The organism is Nonomuraea sp. NPDC050783, from assembly GCF_040802095.1.
GTDB lineage: Bacteria > Actinomycetota > Actinomycetes > Streptosporangiales > Streptosporangiaceae > Nonomuraea.
In genome coordinates, this window is record NZ_JBFAHK010000003.1 from 294,761 (window position 1) to 318,641 (window position 23,881).

The following is a 23,881-nucleotide window of genomic DNA, read 5'->3' on the forward strand; positions in this document are numbered from 1 at the left end:
ACTCCTGATCGTGTTGTTATTCCCGCGGGTAGGGTGAGCACGTGACGCATGCCCGCGACGAGCGCACCGCGCTGTGCGACCTCCTGGACCGCCTCGGCCCCGACGCTCCCACCCTGTGCGCGGGCTGGAACACCTACGATCTGGCCGCCCACCTGGCGCTGCGCGAGCGCCGCCCGGACGCGATGCCGGGCATCGCGCTCAAGCCGCTGGCCGGCTACACCGCCTCGGTCCAGAGCGGCCTGAAGGCCAGACATCCCTATCCCGAGCTGGTGAGCATGATCCGCCGGCCCGGCGGCGTCTACGGCCTGGCCCCCTTCCTCGACGAGGCCGTCAACACCCTTGAGCTGTTCGTCCACCACGAGGACGTACGCCGGGCCCAGCCGTCGTGGGAGCCCCGCGACCTGCCCGCCGACCTCGACCGGGTCGTGTGGAAGCGGGTCTCGTCCGGGGCCCGGCTCATGCTGCGCCGCTCGCCGGTCGGCGTGGTGCTGCACCGCCTCGGCGGCGGCGTGGCGCTCGGCGGCCCGCGCCAGGGCCCCCGGGTGGAGGTCACCGGCCCCGCCGCCGAGCTGCTGATGTTCTGCTTCGGGCGGCAGGAGCACGCCCGGGTGGAGCTGACCGGCGACCCCGCCGCGATCGCCCGGCTGCGCGAGGCCCGGCTGGGGATTTAGCGGTCCGCCGGGCAGAAGTCCCGGCGCGGCTGGCGCTCACGCGTGCCTTCAAGCCCGTACCATGACAGGGAATAGTTGCCCCCCGGTTATGATCATGAACATCTTCGCCGTGGATGCCAGTGATCGCCCAGATCCGGGTATATACGGCTGGGAATGGACTGCAGGAGGCCCCCCATGCAGGTCAAGAAGGTGATCACCTACGTGGCTATCGCGTTCGTGGTCTTCTACCTGTTCACCCGGCCGGCCCAGGCCGCCGACGCCGTGAATGGTGTGATCAACGGAATCTTCCAAGGAGCCGACCAGTTGGCTGTGTTCTTCTCACAGGTTCTGACATAGCCCACGCTCCTGTCCGCGTCAGGTGCTTCCCCGCAGTGCCGGATCGTGTTACGCAGACAGGATGAGAGATCGCCCCAGCGGCACCAAGACCAGCCAGCTCGACCCCCACGCACGGCGCATCCTCGAACGGACTGAGCTCGAGGGCATCGAGCTCATCCGCTTTCTGTACGTCGACCACGGCGGTGTCATCCGCGGCAAGGCGGCGTCCCGATCGCGGCTGGCCGAGCGCCTCGGCACGGGCATCGGGCACACGGTGGCCATGATGGCGATGAACATGCTCGACCAGCTCCAGGACGTCGAGCACCTCGGACCGGTGGGTGAGGTCCGCATCGTCCCCGACCCGACCACCTACGTCCCGCTGCCCCACGCCCCCGGCGCGGCGGCCATGCTGTCGGACCTGCGGCTGCCCGACGGCTCGCCCTGGCAGGCGTGCGCGCGCACGTTCCTCAAGGACGCCGTCGCACAGCTCGCCGGCGAGGGGTACACGCTGCTCGCGGCGTTCGAGCCGGAGTTCACGCTCGGCCGCCTCCTGCCCGACCCCGGAGGAGGCCACGACCGGCTGGTCCCGCTCGACGACTCGCTCTGCTATGCCAACACCGGCTTCGACACGGCGCACGACTACACCATGAAGCTGGTGCGGGCGCTGGAGACGCAGGGCCTGCGCGTCGAGCACTACCACCCCGAGCTGGGGCCGGGCCAGCAGGAGCTGTCGATCAGGTACGCCCCCGCGCTGCGCGCCGCCGACAACCACGTGCTGCTCCGCGAGACCGTGCGCGGCGTCGCCATGCGCATGCAGCTGTGGGCCTCGCTGGCACCCAAGCCGCTGGCCGGCCAGGCGGGCAACGGCGCCCACCTGCACCTGTCGCTGTGGAGCGACACCACCAACCTCTTCGGCGCCGACGACGAGATCCGCGACGCCTTCGTCGGCGGCCTCCTCGCCCACCTGCCCGCCCTCACCGCGCTTACCTGCGGCAGCGTCAACAGCTTCCGCCGGCTGGCGCCGCGCAGCTGGGCCGGCGCGTACGCGGTGCACGGCCCCGACAACCGGGAGGCCGCGATCCGGATGTGCTCCCCGCTGGGCGACAGCGGCGAGCCCAACGTGGAGCTGAAACCGTCGGACTCCTCGGCCAACCCCTACCTGTCGCTGGGCGCGGTCATCCACGCCGGCCTGGACGGCATCCGCCGCAAGCTCGACCCCGGCGAGCCCGTGGACGTCGACCCCGACACCCGGCCGGGCCGCTACCCGCGCCTGCCGTCCTCCCTCGGCGAGGCGCTGGACGCGCTGGAGGCCGACGAGCTGCTGATGGAGGCGCTTGGCCCGCTGCGGCGCAGCGCGTACCTGGCGGTCAAGAGGTCCGAGGCGGCCGCGTTCGCCGCCCAGGACGTGGCCTACGAGCTGTACCACCACGTGCGCGCCTTCTGACGCGCGCGCGGCACCGTCACGGGACGGTCAGCGGACGGGATGGCCCGCCGTCCGCAGCGTCTCCTTGACCTCGGCGATCTTCAGCGTGCCGAAGTGGAAGACCGAGGCGGCCAGGACGGCGTCCGCGCCGGCCGCGACCGCCGGCGGGAAGTCCTCCAGCCGCCCGGCCCCGCCGCTGGCGATCACCGGCACCCGGACGGCGGCCCGCACCGCGCGCAGCATCTCCAGGTCGTAGCCGTCGAGCGTGCCGTCGCCGTCCATCGAGTTGAGCAGGATCTCGCCCACGCCCAGCTCCTCGCCGCGCGCCGCCCACTCCACCGCGTCGATGCCGGTGCCGCGCCGCCCGCCGTGCGTGGTCACCTCGAACCCGCTGGCCGTGCCGGGAGCGCGGCGGGCGTCCACCGACAGCACGACGCACTGGGCGCCGAACCGGCGCGACGCCTCGGTCAGCAGCTCCGGCCGCGCGATGGCGGCGGTGTTGAGCGACACCTTGTCGGCGCCGGCCCGCAGCAGGCGGTTGACGTCCTCGACCGAGCGCACCCCGCCGCCGACGGTGAGCGGGATGAACACCTGCTCGGCGGTCCTGCGCACCACGTCGAGCATGGTCTCCCGCTCGCCGGAGGAGGCGGTGATGTCGAGGAAGGTCAGCTCGTCGGCGCCCTCCTCGTCATAGCGCCGCGCCAGCTCGACGGGGTCGCCCGCGTCGCGCAGGTTCTCGAAGTTGACGCCCTTGACCACGCGCCCGGCGTCCACGTCGAGACAGGGGATGACTCTTACCGCCACGGTCATGCTCGTAGTGCCTCGATCTCTATCTCGACCAGCATTCTCGGGTCGACCAGGCCGGCCACCCGTACTCCTGTGCAGGCGGGCCGCACCTTGCCGAAGATCTCGGCGATGGCCCGGCCCACCAGGTCGAAGTGACGCTGGTCCACCACGTAGTAGCGGACCATGACGACGTCCTCGCGGCTGAGCCCGCCCATCAGGACGGCCTCCAGCGCGATGTCGATCGCGGTCAGGGCCTGCTGGTAGGCGTCGCCGACGTGGCGCACCTCCCCTTCGACCGTGGCCGTGCACCCGGACACGATGACCCGCTCCCCGACCACCACGGCACGCGCGTAGCCGTACCGCTCCTCCCAGATCCCCCCAGAGAAGACCCTGGGACCGGTGCTCTGCATGCCGACGCCACCCACGCTCATTCCGCCCCCTCCCGGCGCAGCTACACGCGTACCGCGGCCAGCGCGTCTTCCAGTGTGAACGCGTGAGCGTACAGGGCCCTGCCCACGATGACCCCCTCCACTCCGGCGGTACCGAGAGAAGCCAGTGCGACCAGGTCATCGAGACTGGAGACGCCGCCGCTGGCGATGACCGGCCGGTCGGTACGCGCGCAGATGCGGCGGTAGAGGTCCAGGTTGGGGCCCTGGAGCATGCCGTCCTTGGTGACGTCGGTGACGACGTAGCGGGGGCAGCCGTCGGCCTCCAGCCGGTCGAGCACCTCCCACAGGTCGCCGGCGTCCTCGGTCCAGCCGCGCGAGGCCAGCGTCGTGCCGCGTACGTCCAGGCCGACCGCGATCCGGTCGCCGTGCTCGGCGATGATCTTGCGGCACCACTCGGGGTTCTCCAGCGCGGCGGTGCCGATGTTGACCCGGCGGCAGCCGGTGGCCAGGGCGGCGGCCAGCGACTCGTCGTCGCGGATGCCGCCCGACAGCTCCACGTTCACGTCGAGCCGGCCGATCACGTCGGCCAGCAGCTCATGGTTGCTCCCCCGGCCGAAGGCCGCGTCGAGGTCCACCAGGTGGATCCACTCGGCGCCGGCCTCCTGCCAGGCCAGCGCGGCGGCCAGCGGCTCGCCGTGGACGGTCTCGGTGCCGGCCTCGCCCTGGGTCAGGCGGACGGCCTGGCCGTCCACGACGTCCACGGCGGGCAGCAGTACGAGCGACATTCTTCAGGTCCTCCGGTCGAAGGCGAGAGTCACGACAACGGGCACGATCAGCACGGACAGGACGAGCACGGCGAAACTGGCCGCCACCGAGCCCCACAACAGCCAGGCCAGCGCCTGGACGAGCAGGAAGGCCGCCCCCACCACGACGTTCTGGACGCGGTGGCGGCGGGCGAGCACGCCGCCCTGGCGCCGCACCCGCACCGGCCGCGGCACCAGCCGGGCCAGCAGGGCACGCCGCCGGGCGCGGCGGGCCTGCCGCTCCTCGTTGGCGCGCATGGCGCGCGCCCGCTCGGCCTCGCGCTCGGCCCGCAGCCGCGCCCGTTCCTTGCTCACCGCTCCCCTAGCTCAGTCGAGGGTGTTCAGCCAGTTGGCCAGCAGGGTGGCGCCGGCGTCACCGGACTTCTCCGGGTGGAACTGGGTGGCCGACAGCGGGCCGTTCTCCACGGCCGCCACGAACGGCACGCCGTGCTCGGCCCAGGTGACGACCGGCTCGGCGAAGCCGTCACCGGTGCGCAGCTCCCACTCGCGCACCCCGTAGGAGTGCACGAAGTAGAAGCGGGTCGCGGCGTCGAGCCCGCCGAACAGCACGCTCCCGGCGGGCGCCTTGACGGTGTTCCACCCCATGTGGGGCAGGACGGGCGCCTCCAGCCGCTCCACCGTGCCGGGCCACTCGCCGCAGCCCTCGGTCTCCACCCCGTGCTCGACGCCGCGGGCGAACAGGATCTGCATGCCGACGCAGATGCCCAGCACCGGCCGGCCGCCGGCCAGCCGCCGCCCGACGATCTGCTCGCCGCGCACCGACCTCAGCCCGGCCATGCACGCCGCGAACGCGCCCACGCCCGGCACGACCAGCCCGTCGGCCTCGACCGCCGCGTCGAAGTCGGCGGTCACCGTCACCTCCGCGCCGGCCCGGGCCAGGGCCCGCTCGGCCGAGCGCAGGTTGCCCGAGCCGTAGTCGAGCACGACGACGTTCTTCCTCACCACCACAACACTCCCGCCGTGACCGCCATCGCCGCGCCCACCGCGCAGACGACGGCACCGATCTTGAGCCCCTGCCTGGCCAGGGAGAACACCCCGCCGACCAGGAACATCCCGAGGAACACCAGAACGACGGCGATGACGTTGTCGGTCATAGCACGCCCTTGGTGCTGGGCACCCCCGTCGCGCGGGGGTCGAGCTCGGACGCCTCCCGCAGCGCCCGCGCCAGCGCCTTGAACTGGGCCTCGACGATGTGATGCGCGTTGCGCCCGTAGGGGACGTGCACGTGCAGGCAGATCGCGGCCTGCGCGACCAGCGACTCCAGGATGTGCCGGGTCATGGTCGTGTCGTAGTCGGGGCCGATCATCGGCGCCATGCCCTCGGGCTCGGCGTGCACGAGGTAGGGGCGGCCCGACAGGTCGACGGTGACCTGGGCGAGGGACTCGTCCAGCGGGCACGACGCGCTACCGAACCGCCTGATGCCCGACTTGTCGCCCAGTGCTTCGCGGAACGCGGCGCCCAGCGCGAGCGCGGTGTCCTCGATCGTGTGGTGCGAGTCGATGTGCAGGTCACCCTCGGTCTTGACGGTCAGGTCGAACAACCCGTGCTTGCCGAGCTGGGCCAGCATGTGGTCGAAGAAGCCGACCCCGGTGGACACCTCCACCCGGCCGGTGCCGTCGAGGCCGACCTCCACCAGAACCGAGGTCTCCTTCGTGACGCGCTCGACGCGGCCTACGCGGCTCACAGGACTCCTTCCAGGGCGGCGCGGAAGGCCGCCATCTCCTCGCCGGTGCCGATCGACACCCGCAGCCATTCGGGCGGGCCCACCTCGCGGATGAGCACGCCCCGCTCCAGCATCCCCTGCCACACCCCGCGCCGGTCGGGGAAGCGGCCGAACAACACGAAGTTGGCGTCGGAGTCGGCGACCTCCAGGCCACGGGAACGCAGCCAGGCCACCGTCGCGTCGCGCTCGCGCCGCAGCGCGTCGACCGTGCCGAGCAGCTCGGCCCGGTGGCGCAGCGCCACCCGCGCCGCCGTCTGGGTGAGCGTGGACAGGTGGTAGGGCAGCCGCACCAGCAGCAGCGCCTCGATCACGGCCGGGTGCGCGGCGAGGTAGCCGAGCCGGGTGCCGGCCATGGCGAACGCCTTGGACATCGTCCGGGTGACGATCAGCCGCGGGTGCTCAGGCAGCAGCGTCAGCGCCGACGGCGTGCCCTCGCGGGCGAACTCGGCGTAGGCCTCGTCCACCACGACCATGCCCGGCGCGGCCCCGAGCACCGCCTCGATCGTCGCCAGCGGCTGGGCGGTGCCGGTCGGGTTGTTGGGCGAGGTCAGGAAGACGACGTCGGGGCGGTGCTCCTCGATCGCCGCCACGGCCTTGCCGGGGTCGAGGGAGAAGTCGTCCTCGCGGCTGGCCCTGATCCACTCGGTGCTGGTGCCGCCGGTGATGATCGGGTGCATCGAGTACGAGGGCTCGAACCCGATCGCCGTGCGGCCGTGGCCGCCGAAGGCCTGCAGGATCTGCTGGAGCACCTCGTTGGAGCCGTTGGCCGCCCACACCTGCTCGGCGCGCAGCCCGTGGCCGAGGTAGGCGGCCAGGTCGGCGCGCAGCGCCAGGGCGTCCCTGTCGGGGTAGCGGTTGAGCGCGCCCGCCTGCTCGCGGATCGCCTCGGCCAGGTCGGCCACCAGCTCCGGCGAGGGCGGGTAGGGGTTCTCGTTGGTGTTGAGCCGGACCGGGACGTCGATCTGCGGGGCGCCGTAGGGCGACTTGCCCCGGAGGTCGTCGCGGAGGGGCAGATCGCCGAGCGTCACGTCGCCGGGTGTCATGCCGCCGGACGCCATGCCGCCGGACGCCATGCCGCCGGATGCCAGGTCGCCGGGGCTCATTCGGCCGGCTCCGTGGTGGGCACCCGCCAGTCGAACCGGGCGCGGATCGCGGCGCCGTGCGCGGGCAGGTCCTCGGCGTCGGCCAGGGCCGTCACGTGCCCGGCCGCCCCCGCGAGCGCGTCGCGGGTGTAGTCGACGACGTGGATGCCGCGCAGGAACGACTGCACCGAAAGGCCGCTGGAGTGGCAGGCGCAGCCGCCCGTGGGCAGCACGTGGTTGGAGCCGGCGAGGTAGTCGCCGAGCGAGACCGGCGCGTACGTGCCGACGAAGATCGCGCCGGCGTTGCGCACCCGCGCGGCCACGGCGGCGGCGTCGGCGGTGTGGATCTCCAGGTGCTCGGCGGCGTAGGCGTCCACGACCCTGAGCCCGTCGTCGAGGTCGCTCACCAGCACGATGCCCGACTGCCGGCCGCTCAGCGCCTCGGCGATGCGCGCCGAGTGGCGGGTGGCCGAGACCTGGCCGGGAAGCTCCTTCTCCACGGCGTCGGCCAGCTCGGGGCTGGTGGTGACGAGCACGGCGGCGGCGATCGTGTCGTGCTCGGCCTGGCTGATCAGGTCGGCGGCGACGTGGACCGGGTCGGCCGTCTCGTCGGCGAGGATCGCGATCTCGGTCGGGCCCGCCTCGGAGTCGATGCCGATGCGGCCCTTGAGCAGGCGCTTGGCGGCGGCGACCCAGATGTTGCCGGGGCCGGTGACCAGGGCGGCCGGAGCGCACTCCTCGGTGCCGTAGGCGAACATGGCCACGGCCTGCGCACCGCCGACGTTGTAGACCTCATCGACGCCGAGCAGCGCGCACGCGGCCAGGATCGTCGGGTGCGGCAGCCCGCCGAACTCCTTCTGGGCCGGGCTGGAGACGGCCAGCGAGGGGACGCCCGCCTCCTGAGCGGGGACGACGTTCATGACCACGCTGGAGGGGTAGACCGCGCGGCCGCCGGGGACGTAGAGGCCCACCCGGTCGACCGGCACCCACCGCTCGGTGACCGTGCCGCCGGGCACGACCTCGGTGGTGACGTCGGCGCGCCGCTGGTCGCGGTGGACCAGCCGGGCCCGCCTGATCGACTCCTCCAGCGCCGCGCGCACCCGCGGGTCGAGCTCGGCCAGGGCGCGCCCGATGGCCTCGGCGGGGACGCGGGTGGTGGCGATCTCCACGCCGTCGAACCTGGCGGTCAGCTCCCGTACGGCCGCCACGCCGCGATGGCGCACGTCGTCGCAGATGGGCCGCACCTTCTCCAGGGCGGCCTCGACGTCGAGCTCGGCGCGGGGCAACACGTCGCGCAGGTTCGCCGGCAGGGAACCGCGCATGTCGATACGGGAAATCACCCTCACAGTCTACGGAGTCCGAGGGCTGAATCTCGTTCTGTCCACACTGCGGGACGGCCCGGGCGGAGGGCGCGCGGAGGAGTGGACGGCTGCCGATCCGGGGCGCACGACGGCCGCGGGGCGGCATTCGCCTATACCGCCGCGCGGCCGTCGTCGCCCCGGACCGGGCCTGCCGGGGCGGTCGCCGTGGCCGCCACGGGGGTACGGCCACGGCTCGGGAAAGCTTTGGGGTTCTCTCTCTGCCCTCGGCGCCGCGCGTTGTAACGCCGCCCGCCTAAATACTTTGCGTCATGAACATTACGGAAAGTTAGCCCCGCAGCTTGACGGCCACCCGCGCGGCGCGCCGCTGCCGGATCCGTCACGACACGGGCCCCCTGAATACGCTTCGTCTCCTTATCGTGACTTACAGTAACGAGGAGATTGCACCCGTATCGACGCGCAGGGGGACATCGTGGGAGGCACCGTGAAGGGCAGCATGAGGGCCGGAATGGGGGGCGGCACCGCGAGGGGCACCGTGCCGGGAACACCCGTCACGGCACTGGCCGCACCGGCCGCATTGACCGCACCGGCCGTACTGGCCGCATTGGCCGTACTGGGCACACTGGCCGCACTGGCCACGATCGCGATCGCGCCACCGGCGGCCGCCGACCGCCCGCCGGGCACCGCCCGCGAGCATCCGCCCGCCGCCGCACAACCACCCGCCGCCGTGCAGCCGCAGGCCGTCGTGCAGCCACCCGTCGCCCGGCGATCGCCCGTTACCGGGCACTCGTCCGCCGTCGGGCAGCCGCCCGCCGCTGGACAGCCGCCCGTCGTCGGGCAGCCGCCCATCGCCGGGCAGCCGCCCACTGCAGGGCAGGCGCTCGCCACCGAGAAGTCGTCCGTCGCCGGGCAGTCGCCCGTGGTGCCCGTCAGCAAGCGGGCCTCGGATGGCGCCGAGTCGTCGCCGGTGATGCGCCCCGGCCGGGCCGTCCGCTACTGGACGCCCGCCAAGCAGGCCAAAGCCAAGGCCGCCGAGCTGCCGTCCACCCAGCGGCCCCTCCTCGCCACGTCCGCCCAGCGGATGCTCAGCGTGCCCGTCGGCAAGCGCATCACGCCCGGCGGCGACGCCAACGGCTACGCCCGCGTCCACCGGCCGTACAGCGAGGGCGCGCGCAGCCGCGTCAACGGCCGGCTGTTCTTCGTCAACGCCGGCGGGCGCGGCGACTCCTGCAGCGCCTCCGTCGTCAGCTCCGCCTCCCGGCTGCTGGTCGTGACCGCCGCCCACTGCGTCTACAGCGTTCCCGAGGGCGCCGCCCGCGGGAAGTGGCACAGCAGCTTCGCCTTCGTCCCCGCCTACGACGGGCGCGCCGCCGGGGAGCGGCAGCGCGAGCCGTACGGGCGCTGGGGCGGGCGGCGCGCCTGGAAGCCCGACGGCTACACCGGCCTGCCCGGCGGCGACTGGAACTCCACCTACGACGTGGCCCTCATCGAGGTCGGCCGGCGCGGCCGCACCCTGCAGGACGCCGTCGGCGCCTTCACCCCCATGCGCAACCAGGGCGGCCGGCACACCATCGTCACCGACGGCTATCCGGGCGTCCTCGGCAGGAAGCCGTACGACGGCAGGGACCAGCTCTGGTGCCTGGCCCGCACGCAGCCCGCCCGCTCCCTGGCCGCCGCCTCCGCCGCCGCCACCGCCCCCGTCACGGCGTACGCCGCCCCCGCCCCCGCCCCCGCCGCGATCACCGCCGCCGTGCCCGCCACCACTCCCGCCACCAAGCTGGAGACCTACAACTGCCACCTGTCCAAGGGCCACAGCGGCGGCCCCTGGATTCTCAAGGGCACCCGCGACCTGATCGGGGTCCTGTCCGCCGGCACCGAGGACGGCCAGGCCGACGGCTACTCCGTCGCCAACGCCCTCAACATCGAGAGCTACGGCGCGATCGTCGGGCAGGCCGACCCGCGCGGCGTGTACGACGCCCTGTCGATCAAGGCCACCGGCCCGGCCCACGCCGTACGCCAGGGCGAGGTCACCGCCGTCACCGCCACCGTCACCATGCGCGGCCTCATGGGGGCGACCGAGGTGCCCGTCACCTTCCGCGTCCCGCCCGGCGCGAGCCTCACCGCGGTCAGCGGCGCCTCCTGCCGGCACGCCGCCCAGGAGGCCACCTGCGTGATCAGCGCCATACGGCCCGGCCGGCCCGTGCAGCTCACCGCCCGCATCCGCCTCGGCCGCGACGCCGCCAAGCAGGTGCCGGTCACCGCGCACGTCGCCGCCACCCGCCTGGACCCGTCGCAGCGCGACAACACCGCGGTGTTCCGCGTCCCGTCCCGCGCCTGACGCCCCGGCCGGCATTCAGCGGCCCGGCCCGCGCCCGGCGGTCCGGCCCGGCCGGCGCCCGGCGACCCGGCCCGCGTCCGGCGGCCCGGCCGGCTTCCGGCGGCCTCATGTCCGCGCCGGTTCCTTGAGCGTGCGCGCCACCAGCCAGGCCAGGACCGGGAAGGCCACCAGGCAGGCCAGCGCCGCCCGCAGCGAGGACGCCTCCGCGACCGCGCCCACCAGCGGGCTGGTCAGGCCGCCCACGCTCACCGCCAGCCCCAGCGTCACGCCGCCCGCCGTGCCCACCCGGCTCGGCAGGAAGTCCTGGCCCAGCGTGACGTGCAGGGAGAACGGGACGTACAGGGCGATCGAGGAGGCGGCCACGAACACGTACGCGGCGGGCCCCGGCGCGAGCACCACGCCCGCGACCGCCGGGATCGCCGCCGCGTACGCCAGCCGCACCGTCCGCACCCGCCCCCAGCGCGCCGCCAGCCGCCCGCCCAGCACCGTCCCGGCCGCCCCGCCCGCGAACAACACGAACAGCGCCACCGCCCCCGCCGTCCCGCCGCCCATGAACAGCGCGACGAACGTGCTCAGCCCCACGTACACCACCGACCGGAACACGATCACCAGCGTCAGCCGGGCGAACGAGCGCCAGTCGTCCCGCCCCCGCCGCGCCCCGGCCGCCGCCGCCCGCGCTCCCCCGCCGCCCGTCAGCGCCCGCACCGCCGGCAACGTCACCAGCGCCCCTGCCACCGCCGGCACCGCCAGCAGCGGCGAGGCCCCTAACCCCCACCCCGCCAGCAACGGCGTCACCAGCACCGGCGCCGAGGCGAAGCCCAGCGTCCCGCCCAGCGAGAACCAGCTCATCCGCACGTGGCTGCCCGCGCTCGCGATCCGCGCCAGCCGCGCCGACTCCGGATGGTACGCGGCCACCCCCAGCCCCGACAGCGCCACCGCCAGCCACGTCAGCGCGTAGGAACCGGCCGCCCCGCCCGCCGCCACCCCCGCGCCGGCCGCCACCATGCTCACCGGGATCAGCCACGGCATGCGCCACCGGTCCGTCAGCACCCCGAACAGCGGCTGCACGACCGACGACGACAGCGTCGCCGCCAGCACCACGCCCGAGACCGCGACGTAGCCGTAACCGCGCTCGGCCACCAGGAAGGGCACGAGCGCGGGCACCGCGCCCTGGTACAGATCGACGGCCGCGTGCCCGGCGGCCAGCATCGGGACCCTGTTCACCCTCCGATCCTCACCCGGCCGCCCGCTGTCCCGCTTCCGATAAAGTGCCAACCCATGCCGGAGATCCGCCACCAGGCACAGGCCCCCACCGGGCGGCGCCCGCTCGCCCCCGGCGGCGCCATCGACGCCCACCGGCACGACACCCACCAGATCGTGTACGCCTGCCGCGGCGTCCTGTCGGTCACCACGGACGCCGGCACCTGGGTGGCCCCCGCCAACCGGGCGATCTGGGTGCCCGCCGGTACCGTCCACGAGCACCGCGCCCACGGCGACACCGACCTGCGCCTGGTCGGCCTCACCGGCAACCCCCTCGCCCTCGGCCGCCCCGCCGTCCTCGCCGTGGACCCCCTGCTCCGCGAGCTGATCGTCGCCTACACCGGCGAGCCCGCCCCCTCCCCGGCCGGCGGGGGGACCGGGAACGAGGGGACCGGGAACGAGGGGACCGGGAACGGGAGGACCAGGGACGGGGCCGAGCGCGACCGGCTGCTGGCCGTGCTGCTGGACCGGCTCAGGCGCGCCCCCGAGCAGCCCCTCCACCTGCCCGCCCCCCGGGACCCCCGGCTCGCGGCCGTCTGTGCCGCCCTGCACCGCGACCCCGCCGACCGCCGCACGCTCGCCGCGCTGGCCGCCGGCACGGGCGCGAGCGAGCGCACGCTGACCCGGCTCTTCCACCGCGAGCTGGGCATGAGCTTCCCCCAGTGGCGCACCCAGCTCCGCCTGCATCACGCGCTCCTGCTGCTGGCCGACGGCCTGCCGGTGACCGCCGTGGCGCACCGGTGCGGGTGGGCCTCGGCGAGCGCGTTCATCGACGTCTTCCGCCGGGCCTTCGGGTACACCCCGGGCCGCGCCTTTACAATGTAGATTCAGTACAATCGTTACTCGTGAGCAAAGCGAAAGGCAAGGGAGGCGGCGGCACGCCGGCCACGATGGCCCTCACCAAGGCCAAGGCCGACTTCACGCTCCACCCGTACGAGCACGACCCCTCCGCCCAGGCCTACGGCGAGGAGGCCGCCGACGCGCTCGGCGTCCCCTACGAGCGCATCTTCAAGACCCTGGTCGCCGAGGTCGAGAGCGGCCTGGCGGTGGCCGTCGTGCCGGTGTCGGGCAAGCTCGACCTCAAGGCGTTCGCCGGCGCGCTCGACAGCAAGCGGGCCGCGATGGCCGAGGCGGCCAAGGTCGAGCGGGTGACCGGCTACGTCGTGGGCGGCATCAGCCCACTGGGCCAGCGCAAGCAGCTCCCGACCGTGGTCGACTCGTCGGCGCTCGACTTCGAGACGATCTACTTCTCGGCCGGCAGGCGCGGCCTCCAGATCGAGACCGCGCCCGCCAACCTCGTCACGCTCACCCGCGCCATCACCGCCGCCATCGCCAAGGCCGGTTAGGGCGTCCCCGCCGGATCCGGGACGCGGACCCGGTCCGGCTGACTCGTGCCCGCCGATCGTGTCAAACTGCGGCAGACGAGGCAGGCGGGGGCGGCGCAGGCGGGGGCAGCGCAGGCGGGGGCAGCGCAGGCGGGGGCAGCGCAGGCGGGAGGCGGGCCATGTGGCCGTTCGTGGGCAGGAGCGCCGAGCTGGGCCGCGTCACAGCCGCCCTGCGCGACCCCGCGACGGCCGCGCTGGCGATCACCGGCCCGCCGGGCGTGGGCAAGAGCCGGCTGGTCTACGAAGCGCTCGCCGCGCTCGACCCGTCCCGGTTCGTCGTGCACGCCGTGCCGGCCACCTCGGCCAACTCCGACGTGCCGCTCGGCCCGCTCGGCGTGCTCGTCCCCGACGGCGTGGTGGGCGTGGCCAGCCGCGGCGTGCTGGTCCGCGCCACGGTCGCCGCCCTGGCCGCCGGGAGGCGGCGCGCGGTGGTCGTCGTGGACGACGCCCACCTGCTCGACGACGAGTCGGCGGCGGTGCTGCGCCACCTGGCGCGCATGCGGGCCGCGTTCGTGCTGGTGGTGCTGCGTGCCGGGGAGCCGTTCTCCGAGTGGCTGGCCGCGCTGTGGACCGAGGGGCTGGCCGAGCGGATCGAGCCGGCGGCGCTGTCGGCGTCCGAGGTCGGGCAGGTGCTGCACGAGGTGCTCGGCGGCCAGGCGGCCGAGCTCACCGTACGCCGCCTGTACGAGCTGACCGCGGGCAACCCGCTCCTGCTGCGCGAGGTCGTGCTGGCCGGCATGCAGGCCGGGACGCTGGCCGAGACCAAGGGCGTGTGGCGGTGGGAGGGCCCGTGGCTGGTCGCCCCCCGGCTGACCGAGCTGGTGGCCAGACGGCTCGGCGCTCTGGACGACCAGGAGCGGTGGGCCCTCGAACTGCTCGCCCTGGCCGAGCCCGTCTCCGTGGGCGTGGTGACCCGCGTCGTCCCCGAGGACCTGCTCGCCCGCCTGGAGGCGCGTGGCCTGCTCTGGATCCAGCGCGACGGCCGCCGCTCGCTGCTGCGCCTGGCCCACCCCCTGTACGGCGAGGCGCTGCGCGACGGCTGCCCCGAGCTGCGCACCCGCAGGGCCAAGCGCGTGCTGGCCGAGGCGATCGCCGCCACGGGCGCCCGCCGCCGCTCCGACGCGCTGCGCATCGTGCGCTGGAGCCTCGACGCCGGCGTCCAGCCGCCCGCCGGCATGCTGCTGACCGCCACCCGGCGCGCCTGGACGCTGCTCGACCTGCCGCTGGCCGAGCAGCTCGCTCGCGCGGCCACCGAGACGGCCCTGCTGAACGGCGACGCCGAGCAGGGCATCGGCGCCGCGCAGGCCCTGTGGCGGGTGCTCATCTCGGGCGAGCGCACCGGCGAGCTCATGGCCATGCTGGACGTCATGGACGCCGTCGCGGCCACCGACCGCCACCGCGACAAGATCGCGTTCGGCCGTGCCGAGACGTTGTTCTGGGGGCTCGGCGACCCCGCCGCCCACCGCGCGCTCCCCGCCCGCGGCGCCGCGCTGAGCCGGGAGCACGCCGAGGAGCTGGCGGCCCTGCGCTCGGTGTTCGCGGCGTTCTCCGGCGATCTGCGCCCGGCGCTGTCGGAGCTGCCGCCGCTGTTCGAGGCGGGGGTGGCGAACAAGGAGGCCGAGGCCAAGGCCCGCCTGGTGCACGAGCTGGCCGTCGCCTACGGCGGCCGCCCGCCCGCCACGCCGCATGACGCGCGCGACCCCGTGCTGGCCGACGCGGTGGAGAACATGCCGTGGATCCCGCCGACCACCGCGCTGTTCCAGGTGCAGGGGGCGCTTCTGGCCTGCCGTACGGACCTGGCCGCGCGGCTGGCCCGGCGCGAGCACGAAGCCGCCCTCGCCCACGGCTGGGAGTACGCGCTCATGGTCGCGGCCATCGCGATGGCCCAGGTCGCCCGCTTCACCGGCGACGTGGAGGAGGCCCGGCGCAGGCTGCGCGAGGCCGTCGTGCTGCACCGGCCGGACACCGTCACCGGCCGCCTGCTCCACCGCCTGCTCTACGGCGAGGTGGCCCACGCCGAGGCGCTGGCGGGCGAGGCCGACGCCGCGCGGGACGCGCTGCGTACCGCCGACCGCCTGGAGTGGCCGCCGGCGACGATGTTCGGGCTGTGGGCCGACCTGGCCCGGCCCTGGGTGGCCGCCGCCCGCGGTGACGCCCGCGCCGCGGCCGGTCTGGCCGTCGCGGCCGCCGCCCGGGCGGAGACGATGGGCGCCACGGCGGTACGCGCCCTCGCCCTGGCCGACGCCGTCCGCCTCGGCGCCGCCGTACGTCTCGACCCAGCCGTACGCCTCGACACCACCGGACGACCCGACACCACCAGACGACCCGACACCACCAGACGACCCGACCCCACCAGACGACCCGACCCCACCGGAGGACCCGACACCGGCATGCGCGCCGGCGCGCCGCCGCCTGGCGGCGACTCCCCCTACCTGCGCTATGCCGCCGCGATCACCTCCGGCGACCCCGCCGCGCTGGAGGCGGCGGCCGGCGACCTGGCCGGCCTCGGCCTGCACCCCCTGGCCGCCGAGGGGTACGGCCGGGCCGCGCGCCTGCACCAGGAGCACGGCCGCGGCCACACCGCCCGGCGCTGCTGGGGCCGGTCGGCCGAGCACCTGCGCCGCTGCCCCGGTTTGGTGCTGGCCGAGCGGTCGCCCTCCACCGCCGAGCTCACCGCCCGCGAACGCGAGGTGGCCACGCTGGCGCTGACCGGACTGTCGCACCGGCAGATCGCCGAGCGGCTGGGCATCTCCAAGCGGACCGTCGACAACCACGTGGCCCGCGCCTACGCCAAGCTCGGCGTCACCAGCCTCGGCGAGCTGCGCGACGTGCTACGGCCCTGATCCCTCGCGCCCTGATCCCTCGCGCCCGGGACCCTCGCGCCCGGGGGCCCGTCGCGTCCCCGGCGGTCAAGCCCGCAGGCCGGCCCGCGCGGGCGGCGGCGCGGTCGCCCCTCCCGTCCACGACGACGGCGCCGCGCTCCGCAACGGGGTGAAGTACCACAGGAAGGAGAGGGTGGGCGCGACCACACCGACGTTCAGGTCGGCTCCCGACCCGCCGCTCCCGCCGAAGCCCGCCCCGCTGACGTACGCGTGCAGGTCGATCCAGGCCCGGTAGTCGTGGCGGGCCGCGCAGGCGAAGTCGCCGCTGACCGCCGCGGACCCGCCCGGCGCCGGATTGCTGAACAGCAGCTTGTTCTCCCCCACGTTGAACCCGGCGTCCCGCGCGATGACGAACTCCGGCCCGGTGACCACGGTCCCCGCCGTGAGGTCCTCCAGGCTGACGGCGAGGGTCACCGACAGCTCGGAGGAGTTCCACGAGCGCTCGACGTGGAAGCGGGAGTCGGCGTCCAGCACGAACGTCGCCCCGACCTGGACCACCGAGGGGCCGTCGATGCGCCCGTTCTCGTTGCGCGGGACGCCGATCGACGCGCCCAGCGAGGTGATCTGGTCCGCGGTGGAAGGCGCGCCGCGGTTGGTCGCCATGCGCAGCGCCAGGTGGCCGGTGGCCAGGTCGTGCACGGCGGGCGCGACGGTGGGAGATCCGAGGACCGCTCCACCGGCCTCCCACGTCCAGCCGACCCTTGCGAAAAACGTCATTGTCCGTCCTCCTGTCGGCTGTCGTCAGCGGGGTGGCCCGGCCGGGATCCGCAGGGCCGTCTGGCCGGCCAGGCTCTGCCTGGTCAGCTCGGCGCTGTGCTGGAGGCTGTCGCCGTTGGCGCGCAGCTGCTCGGTACGCAGCCGCCAGGCGCGGTCCCGTACCTCCGAACCGCTCGGCCCCTGCCCTTCGGCCGCCTGTCCCTCCCCGGCCGGCGTGGTCGCCGCGGCCCCCGTGGCCGCAGCGGCCCGCGCGGACGGCAGGACCATCGCCGCCGTCGTGACGACCGCGGCCGCACCCGTCAGCCGCAGCAGCCCTCTCCTGCCGACGGACGGCTCGTGGCCGCCGTTCCGCTCCTCGTGCTGCTCCTCGTGCTGCTCCTCGTGCATCGCACCTCCACACCGTGGTTCTCCTGGACCACGATGGTGGCCGCCGCACGGGCCCCCTGTCGTGAGCACGCACGTGCTCAGTCCCGCGCGACCGTACTCAGGGCGGCGGCCCGGCTCCGCCGGCCGAGGGCGGAGCGTCCCTCGGGAACGGGAACCCGGATCACGGCGGCGTCCCCCGTCTCGCGGTCCAGGGGACCCGATCGAGGACGCCGTCGTGATCGGCGTGCGGTCATGACACGTGGAGGCCCTGCCGCCAGGACGGGTACGCCGGCCGCCAGCCCAGCTCGCGCTTGGCCTTCGCGTTCGACGCGCCGCGAAGCTCGGTCATCAGCACGACGCCGGCCTCTCCGGCGGCCAGCCGCCCGACGAGCCGGGGCACGCGCATCGGCTCCTTGGCGCCCAGCTTGCGGGCCAGCTCCGGCAGCCACTCGGCGACCGGGGCGGGGTCGTCGTCGACGATGTTGTAGATGCCACGGGTGCCCTTCTCGATCGCCGCCACCGTGGCCTCGGCCGCGTCGGCGATGTGGATGAACGACCACACCCCGCTGCCCTCGCCGACGACCGGGAACTTCCGCTTGCGGATCATCTCCAGCTGCTGGGAGCCCGGCGCCATCGAGGTGCCCGGTCCGTAGAACGCGCCGTAGCGGAGCACGATCCCCTCGGTCCAGTCGGCGCCCAGCACGGCCTTCTCCAGATGCCCGACCGCGGCGATCATCGGGGCCATCTGCTTGATCGGCGACGGGTCGAGCTGGTCCTCCTCGGTCTTCACCGGCCCGCCCGTCCGGGCGTAGGTGAACGCCCCGTTGCTCGCGGCCACGAACCGCCGCACCCCTACCGCGCGCCCCGCCGCGAGGAGGTTGTCGGTGCCCTCGATGCGCAGCCGGTCGGTGGCGGCGAAGCTGCGGTCGAAATGACGGGTGTCGATGTGCCCGATGGCGGTCAGCTGATGGACGATCACGTCCGGCCTCGCCTCGCGCACGGCCGCCTCGACCTGGCCGCGATCGAGCGCGTCGGCCACGACCGGCACCGCGCCCAGCTCGGACAGCCTGGCCTTGCTCGCCTCGTTCCGGGTCATGGCGAAGACCTCGTGCCCCGCACCGACGAGGCGAGGCACCAGCTGCCCGCCCATCACTCCGGTCGCCCCTGCTACCAGCACCCTCATGGTCCACTCCTGGTTCACGTGCTCTTGCCTTCAAGGACGGTGCCGATCGACGGCCGCCCGCCCCCGCGTACTTCTTGAGCTCGGCCGCGAGCTGGATCGCCGCCGTGGCTCAATGACTGCCATTATGTGCACTCATTGCACTGTCGTGCAACTGATGCACGACGGTATACTCAGGACGGAAACGCCGTCAAGCCGGCCGTGACCGACAGACCCGAGGAGGGGCAACACGCCGATGACCATTGAGAGACCAGCCCGCAGCGGCGGCCGGGAGGCCCAGCGCCGCCGCACCCGCAAGGCGATCGTCGATGCGGCGGTACGCCTCACCGCCGGCGGCACCACGCCGTCCGTCGACGAGATCGCGGCCGCGGCCGACGTGTCGCGGCGCACGATCTACATGCACTTCCCGGCCCTGGACCAGCTGCTCATCGACGCGACGGCCGGGGCGCTCAACGAACCGCCGGTCGAGGCGGCGCTGTCCGATCCCGCGCTCGCCGACGACGCCGCAGGGCGGGTCGAGGCCCTCGTCCAGACGCTGCTGAAGTACTCGCCGCAATCGCTCGCCCTGGGACGCCGCATGATCCGTCTGACCGTGGACCCGCCACTGAACGGCGCCCCGGAGCCGGTCGGCCCGCGCCGCAGCCAACGCCGGATCGAGTGGCTGGACAAAGCCTGCCGGCCACTGCGCGACACCCTGGGCGAGCAGTCCTACCAGCGCCTCATCTCCGCGTTGACCATGGTGGTCGGCTGGGAGGCGCAGGTAGCCCTGCGCGACGTCCGCGGGCTCGACCCGCAAGCCGAGCAGGAGGCCATGACCTGGGCCGCCCGCGCCCTCGTGGAGGCCGCGATCAGGGAGCACGACCAGCGGCAGTGAACGCCCACGGGGGCGCGCCACGGTGAGCCCTCCCCGTCGCGCCCGCCGCTCCGGTTCCCGCGCATCGCAGCCGTCGTCCGGCATCCACAGGGGAACCGCCGCCGGCGACCCGCTGGAGCGGCGGGCGCAGGCAGCCCGCCCGCCGTCCTCCGGCCGGTCGCACGGCCGGTCACACCGGCGGTCGCACCGGCGGGGTCAGCCGGCCGGATGGAGCCGGGCTAATGAGCGCCCCGCTGCTCCCGCGGGGCCCACGGCGCGTGCGGCTACCGGGGTTGCGAGCGTGCTCCGGACTGCGGGCGCGCCCCGGACTGCGGGCGCGCCCCGGGCTACGGGTGGTCCCGCCAGACGCGTGACCGCTCGGCCCCGGGCGGCCCCTGCCACCCGTGCGGCTCCCGGGCCCCCGGCCCTGTGGTGCCGGGCCGCTTCCGTCCCGCCCGCGGCTCCGCCGCCTCCGGCCGGGCCGGCCGCACCTGCGGCCGGTCGGCCCCGGGGCCGTCCCGCCCTGCCCGTGACCGGTCGGCCTCGGGGCCGTCCCGCCCTGCCCGTGACCGGTCGGACTCCAGGCGGTCACGCCCTGCCTGCGGCCGGCCGGGCTCCGGGCGGTCCCCCCATGCCCGCGACCGGCCGGATTCGGGACGGTACTGCCGCGCCTGCGGCCCGCCGGGCTCCCGACGGTCCCGTCCCGTCCGGGAGCGGCCGGGCTCGGGGCTGAGGTGCCACCTCGGGGGCGGGAGCTCGTGCGGGCGGCCGCGGCGCGGCGGCCGTTCCAGGGACGGCACGCCCGGCGCCTGGCCGAGCAGCCACTGGAAGAGCTTGCGGTGCCGCTGGGCGAAGGCCCGGTCGCCGCGCCGTTTCTCGCGCTTCTCCTCCTCGGCCTGCGCCTTTTCCAGGCCGGGCGTGTCACCGCCGCCGAAGCGTCCCATGTCCGGCTGGTGGAAGCCCCTCGGCTCCATCTCCCGCAGCGCCGGCCCCATCGACTCCACCCAGATCGGCCCGGGCAGCGACGCGCCCTGCACCGCGCCGTAGTGCTGGTCGCCGATCTGCACGCCCTGCAACGGGAAGCGGTAGGAGCCCCGGATGTCGCCGACGCTGACCGCGGCCGCGAGCTGCGGCGTGTACCCGGCGAACCAGGCCGAGGTGTAGCCGTTGTTGGTGCCGGTCTTGCCCGCGGCCGGGCGGCCGATGCTCTGCCCCTTCATGGTGCCCTTGTCGAAGACGCCCTCCAGCACGTGGTTGACCGCGTCCGCGACCGGTTTGTCCAGGGCCTGCCGGCAGGAGGGCGGGACGCGGGTGCGCCGCCCGTCCCTGCCGACGATCTCGATGATGGCCAGCGGCCGGCAGTAGGAGCCGCGCGCCGCGAAGGCCGCGAACGCGGCCGCCACCGTCACCGGGTCCATCTCGTTGACGCCCAGCGTGAACGTCGGCACCTCGCGCAGCGGCGTCCCGTCGGCGCGGGCCACGCCGAGCGCCCGGGCGGTCCTGATCACGTTGCAGAGCCCGACCTTGCGCTCCAGCATCATGTAGAAGATGTTCACCGACTTCCAGGTGCCGGTCTCGATGCTGTGCGGGCCGCCCTCGCCCTCGCCGCTGGCGTTGAGCACGCGGGTGTCGGGGTCGTTGACCGGTCGGCCCGCGCAGTTGCGGTAGCCCTGGCCGGGCACCAGCGCCCCGGGCGTCTGGAAGCCGTCGCCGAACCTCCATCCCTGCCGCAGCGCCGTGGCCAGGGTGAACACCTTGAACGTGGAGCCGGCCTGGAAACCCTGCCCGCCGCCGTGGGCCACGTCGGCCACCAGGTTGAAGGTGGTCTTGGGGCCGTTCTTGCGGTTGCCGGGGTTGCGGCCGAAGCGCTTGCTGGCCGCCATCGCCCTGATCCGGCCGGTGCCCGGCTCGACCATGGCCTCGGCGGCCACCTCGGTGTCCTCGGGGCTCACGTGGCGGCGGATGGCGTGCTCGGCGGCGCGCTGCGCGATCGGGTCGAGGCTGGTCCTGATGGTCAGCCCGCCCCTCGCCATCCGGGCCCGCCGTTCGGCCGGGGTGTTGCCGAAGGCGGGGTTGGACAGCAGCTCGCGCTGGACGTACAGGCAGTAGAACGGGTAGGCGCTCTGCTCGCAGCCGCCGGGCTCGGGCCGCAGCCGGATGCCGAGCGGCGTGCCCTTGGCCGCCTGCGCCTGCCGCTGGCTGATGAGCTTCAGCCCGGCCATGCGGTCCAGGACGAGGTCGCGCCGCTCCTTCAGCCGCTGGCGGTGCGCCCCGCCGAGCGAGGGATCGGTCGAGTACGGCATCCGCACCGCCCCCGCCAGCGTCGCCGCCTGGCCGAGCGTCAGGCGCGCGGCCGAGGTGGAGAAGAAGCGGCGGGCCGCCGCCTCCACGCCGTGCGCGCCGGCGCCGAAGTAGGCGATGTTGAGGTAGCGCTCCAGGATCTGGTCCTTGCGGTACTTGCGTTCCAGCGCCATGGCGTAACGCAGCTCGGTGATCTTGCGGGCCAGGTTGGGTGCGCGGGCGCGGTCGCGCTCGTCGTCGGTGCGGGCGCTCTCCACCAGGATGTTCTTGACGAGCTGCTGCGTCAGGGACGAGCCGCCCTGGCGGATGCCGCCCGCCTGGGTGTTGGTCAGCAGCGCGCGCAGCGTGCCGCGCACGTCGAGGCCGCCGTGCTCGTAGAAGCGGGCGTCCTCGATGGCCACGATGGCCCTGCGCATGATCGGCGCCACCGCCGCCAGCGGCACGGCCGTCCTGTTGGCCTCGTAGAACTGGGCGAAGGTCCGGCCGTCCTTGTCCAGCAGCCTGGTCACCTGCGCCAGCGGCTCCTCGCGCGGGGCGGGCGGCGGCTGGGCGAAGGTGTCGGCGACGCTCTTCGCCGCCAGGCCGCCCCCGCTCACCACGGGCGCGGCCAGCGCCGCCGCCAGCACCCCGCCGAGCGCCCCGACCAGGCCGAGCGTCCCGGCGGATCTGAGTACGGTCACTCAGACGATGTGCAACCGGATGATCACCGGCAAACACCCGATTCCGGGCTCTTTACCGTTGCCTGCGAATGTTCAGACCGAGCGACTCGAACTGCTCGTACGGCTGGTGGTAACCACGCTCGATGTGGTGTACCCCGCGCAGCGTGGACGTCCCGTCGGCCACCGCCGCCGCCAGCACCGCCGAGAACCCGGCCCGGATGTCGGGCAGCGTCACGTCGGCCCCCTTGAGCTGCGACACGCCGCGCACCACCGCCGAGTGGCGGGCGTTGGTGTCGTGGTAGCGGCAGGCCGGGCCGCCCAGGCACTGGTCGAACACCTCGATCTCGCAGCCCATCTTCTGCAGCGCGGGCACGTACACCAGGCGGTTCTCGAAGACCGTCTCGTGCAGCACCGACATGCCGTGGCTCTGCGTGAACAGCACCATCAGCGGCGTCTGCCAGTCGGTCATGAACCCGGGGTGGGTGTCGGTCTGGACGGCCGCCGCGCGCAGCCCCTCCGGCGGCGCGGTGGCGCACAGGTAGTCGTCGTTGATCTCGAAGTCGGCGCCCATCCTGGCCAGCGTGGTGATGGCGGTGACCAGCCGGTCCTGCGGGCAGCCGTGCACCCGCACCTGTCCCCCGGTCACCAGGCCCGCCGCCAGGTACGAGAACGCCTCGATGCGGTCGCCGGTCAGCCAGGTGGAGGCGCCGCGCAGCCGCTCGACGCCCTCGATGACGATCCGGCGGTCGGGCGACAGCTCGATCCTGGCCCCCATCCGCTGCAGGAACAGCGCCAGCTCCACCACCTCGGGCTCCATGGCGGCGTTCTTCAGCACGGTCTTGCCCTCGGCCAGCACCGCCGACATCAGCACCGTCTCGGTGGCGCCCACGCTCGGGTACGGCAGCTCGATCCGGGTGCCGTGCAGCCGGCCCGCCTTGGCGTAGATGCCGGTGTCGCCCACCTCCACCTCGGCGCCCATCGACCGCAGGGCCTCCACGTGGAAGTTCACCGGCCGCCGCCCGATGGGATCGCCGCCGACCAGCGGCACGAACGCCTCCCCCGCCAGGTGCAGCAACGGCCCGAGCATGAGGATGGGGATGCGGTTGAGCCCGGTGAACGCGTCGGGCACCCGCGGCTCGATGTGCGATCCCCGCTCGATCGTGATCTCCGGGCCGTCGAGCCGCACGTGGATGCCGAGCGCCTCCAGCATGGCGGCGGTGATGCCGACCTCGCCCACCTCGGGCGCGTTCTGGATGCTGCTCTCGCCGGTGCCCAGCATCGCGGCGACCATGTGCTTGGAGACGCCGTTCTTGGAACCGCGTACCACGACGTCCCCCCGGAGCGGGCCGGAGGGTTCAATCAGCCAGACCTCTTCTGCGTTCACGAAGCGAGCCTAGCCGGGGGATAC

23 protein-coding genes are annotated in these 23,881 nt (G+C 74.3%); 8 read left to right on the forward strand and 15 right to left on the reverse strand.

The genetic code is table 11. The features are described 5' to 3' along the window. Window positions 1-41: 41 nt before the first annotated feature. The 3 genes from AB0H75_RS09485 (at window position 42) to AB0H75_RS09495 (ending at window position 2,430) form a co-directional block, all read left to right on the forward strand. Window positions 42-671, forward strand: coding sequence for a TIGR03085 family metal-binding protein (locus AB0H75_RS09485; protein ID WP_367793136.1), 630 nt, complete (start codon window positions 42-44; stop codon window positions 669-671). Between the two features lie 174 nt (window positions 672-845). After that, window positions 846-1,007: a hypothetical protein gene (locus AB0H75_RS09490; protein WP_020543816.1), complete on the forward strand. Its 162-nt coding sequence runs from the start codon at window positions 846-848 to the stop codon at window positions 1,005-1,007. Window positions 1,008-1,068: 61 nt separating this feature from the next. Further along, on the forward strand, window positions 1,069-2,430 hold the full coding sequence (locus AB0H75_RS09495; protein WP_367793139.1) for a glutamine synthetase family protein: 1,362 nt from the start codon (window positions 1,069-1,071) through the stop codon (window positions 2,428-2,430). A gap of 27 nt (window positions 2,431-2,457) precedes the next feature. Here the strand turns inward: AB0H75_RS09495 and hisF are convergent, their stop codons facing one another. From hisF to hisD, 9 genes are read right to left on the reverse strand one after another with little or no spacing between them, the layout of a single operon-like run. Continuing rightward, entirely contained in the window at window positions 2,458-3,219 is a 762-nt protein-coding gene (hisF, locus tag AB0H75_RS09500; RefSeq protein ID WP_367793142.1) for an imidazole glycerol phosphate synthase subunit HisF, read from the reverse strand. Beyond that, window positions 3,216-3,626 carry a Rid family hydrolase gene (locus tag AB0H75_RS09505; protein ID WP_367793145.1) on the reverse strand — a complete coding sequence of 137 codons (411 nt, stop codon included), beginning with the start codon at window positions 3,624-3,626 and terminating at the stop codon, window positions 3,216-3,218. Before AB0H75_RS09505 ends, hisF begins: the two co-directional genes overlap by 4 nt. Before the next feature lie 20 nt (window positions 3,627-3,646). Beyond that, window positions 3,647-4,369: a bifunctional 1-(5-phosphoribosyl)-5-((5-phosphoribosylamino)methylideneamino)imidazole-4-carboxamide isomerase/phosphoribosylanthranilate isomerase PriA gene (priA, locus tag AB0H75_RS09510; RefSeq protein WP_367793148.1), complete on the reverse strand. Its 723-nt coding sequence runs from the start codon at window positions 4,367-4,369 to the stop codon at window positions 3,647-3,649. 3 nt (window positions 4,370-4,372) lie between these two features. After that, complete coding sequence (locus AB0H75_RS09515; RefSeq protein ID WP_367793152.1) at window positions 4,373-4,702, reverse strand: hypothetical protein; 330 nt, start codon at window positions 4,700-4,702, stop codon at window positions 4,373-4,375. A gap of 12 nt (window positions 4,703-4,714) precedes the next feature. Further along, the gene (gene hisH / locus AB0H75_RS09520; RefSeq protein ID WP_367793155.1) at window positions 4,715-5,350 is read right to left on the reverse strand and encodes an imidazole glycerol phosphate synthase subunit HisH; all 636 of its coding nucleotides are present in this window, start codon (window positions 5,348-5,350) and stop codon (window positions 4,715-4,717) included. Further along, window positions 5,347-5,502, reverse strand: a complete 156-nt coding sequence (locus AB0H75_RS09525; RefSeq protein WP_367793158.1) for a hypothetical protein — start codon at window positions 5,500-5,502, stop codon at window positions 5,347-5,349. Before AB0H75_RS09525 ends, hisH begins: the two co-directional genes overlap by 4 nt. Next, a complete protein-coding gene (gene hisB / locus AB0H75_RS09530; protein WP_367793161.1) occupies window positions 5,499-6,092 on the reverse strand; it encodes an imidazoleglycerol-phosphate dehydratase HisB in 594 nt (197 codons plus the stop codon). Before hisB ends, AB0H75_RS09525 begins: the two co-directional genes overlap by 4 nt. Next, complete coding sequence (locus tag AB0H75_RS09535; protein WP_367794208.1) at window positions 6,089-7,174, reverse strand: histidinol-phosphate transaminase; 1,086 nt, start codon at window positions 7,172-7,174, stop codon at window positions 6,089-6,091. Before AB0H75_RS09535 ends, hisB begins: the two co-directional genes overlap by 4 nt. A gap of 56 nt (window positions 7,175-7,230) precedes the next feature. Beyond that, the gene (gene hisD / locus AB0H75_RS09540) at window positions 7,231-8,553 is read right to left on the reverse strand and encodes a histidinol dehydrogenase (protein WP_367793164.1); all 1,323 of its coding nucleotides are present in this window, start codon (window positions 8,551-8,553) and stop codon (window positions 7,231-7,233) included. A 583-nt stretch (window positions 8,554-9,136) separates the two neighbouring features. On the opposite strand from hisD, the gene AB0H75_RS09545 reads away from it, so the two are divergent. Further along, window positions 9,137-10,870, forward strand: coding sequence for a serine protease (locus AB0H75_RS09545; protein WP_367793166.1), 1,734 nt, complete (start codon window positions 9,137-9,139; stop codon window positions 10,868-10,870). Window positions 10,871-10,975: 105 nt separating this feature from the next. On the opposite strand, the gene AB0H75_RS09550 is transcribed toward AB0H75_RS09545, so the two are convergent. Next, window positions 10,976-12,094 carry an MFS transporter gene (locus AB0H75_RS09550; protein WP_367793169.1) on the reverse strand — a complete coding sequence of 373 codons (1,119 nt, stop codon included), beginning with the start codon at window positions 12,092-12,094 and terminating at the stop codon, window positions 10,976-10,978. Between the two features lie 54 nt (window positions 12,095-12,148). On the opposite strand from AB0H75_RS09550, the gene AB0H75_RS09555 reads away from it, so the two are divergent. From AB0H75_RS09555 to AB0H75_RS09565, 3 genes are all read left to right on the forward strand, one after another. Beyond that, entirely contained in the window at window positions 12,149-12,955 is an 807-nt protein-coding gene (locus tag AB0H75_RS09555) for a helix-turn-helix transcriptional regulator (protein WP_367793172.1), read from the forward strand. 65 nt (window positions 12,956-13,020) lie between these two features. Further along, on the forward strand, window positions 13,021-13,476 hold the full coding sequence (gene ybaK / locus AB0H75_RS09560; RefSeq protein WP_367794211.1) for a Cys-tRNA(Pro) deacylase: 456 nt from the start codon (window positions 13,021-13,023) through the stop codon (window positions 13,474-13,476). Between the two features lie 158 nt (window positions 13,477-13,634). Further along, window positions 13,635-16,358, forward strand: coding sequence for a LuxR C-terminal-related transcriptional regulator (locus AB0H75_RS09565; protein ID WP_367793175.1), 2,724 nt, complete (start codon window positions 13,635-13,637; stop codon window positions 16,356-16,358). 66 nt (window positions 16,359-16,424) lie between these two features. Here the strand turns inward: AB0H75_RS09565 and AB0H75_RS09570 are convergent, their stop codons facing one another. From AB0H75_RS09570 to AB0H75_RS09580, 3 genes are all read right to left on the reverse strand, one after another. Beyond that, window positions 16,425-17,114, reverse strand: coding sequence for a hypothetical protein (locus tag AB0H75_RS09570; RefSeq protein WP_367793178.1), 690 nt, complete (start codon window positions 17,112-17,114; stop codon window positions 16,425-16,427). Window positions 17,115-17,138: 24 nt separating this feature from the next. Next, window positions 17,139-17,501: a hypothetical protein gene (locus AB0H75_RS09575; RefSeq protein ID WP_367793180.1), complete on the reverse strand. Its 363-nt coding sequence runs from the start codon at window positions 17,499-17,501 to the stop codon at window positions 17,139-17,141. A 229-nt stretch (window positions 17,502-17,730) separates the two neighbouring features. Next, window positions 17,731-18,663 carry an NAD-dependent epimerase/dehydratase family protein gene (locus tag AB0H75_RS09580; protein ID WP_367793182.1) on the reverse strand — a complete coding sequence of 311 codons (933 nt, stop codon included), beginning with the start codon at window positions 18,661-18,663 and terminating at the stop codon, window positions 17,731-17,733. Window positions 18,664-18,895: 232 nt separating this feature from the next. On the opposite strand from AB0H75_RS09580, the gene AB0H75_RS09585 reads away from it, so the two are divergent. Beyond that, the gene (locus AB0H75_RS09585) at window positions 18,896-19,534 is read left to right on the forward strand and encodes a TetR/AcrR family transcriptional regulator (RefSeq protein WP_367793185.1); all 639 of its coding nucleotides are present in this window, start codon (window positions 18,896-18,898) and stop codon (window positions 19,532-19,534) included. Window positions 19,535-19,860: 326 nt separating this feature from the next. Here AB0H75_RS09585 and AB0H75_RS09590 read toward each other — a convergent pair whose 3' ends face one another. Both AB0H75_RS09590 and murA read right to left on the reverse strand, forming a co-directional pair. Then, window positions 19,861-22,494: a transglycosylase domain-containing protein gene (locus AB0H75_RS09590; RefSeq protein WP_367793188.1), complete on the reverse strand. Its 2,634-nt coding sequence runs from the start codon at window positions 22,492-22,494 to the stop codon at window positions 19,861-19,863. A gap of 52 nt (window positions 22,495-22,546) precedes the next feature. Next, the gene (gene murA / locus AB0H75_RS09595; RefSeq protein WP_367793191.1) at window positions 22,547-23,857 is read right to left on the reverse strand and encodes a UDP-N-acetylglucosamine 1-carboxyvinyltransferase; all 1,311 of its coding nucleotides are present in this window, start codon (window positions 23,855-23,857) and stop codon (window positions 22,547-22,549) included. Window positions 23,858-23,881: the final 24 nt, after the last annotated feature.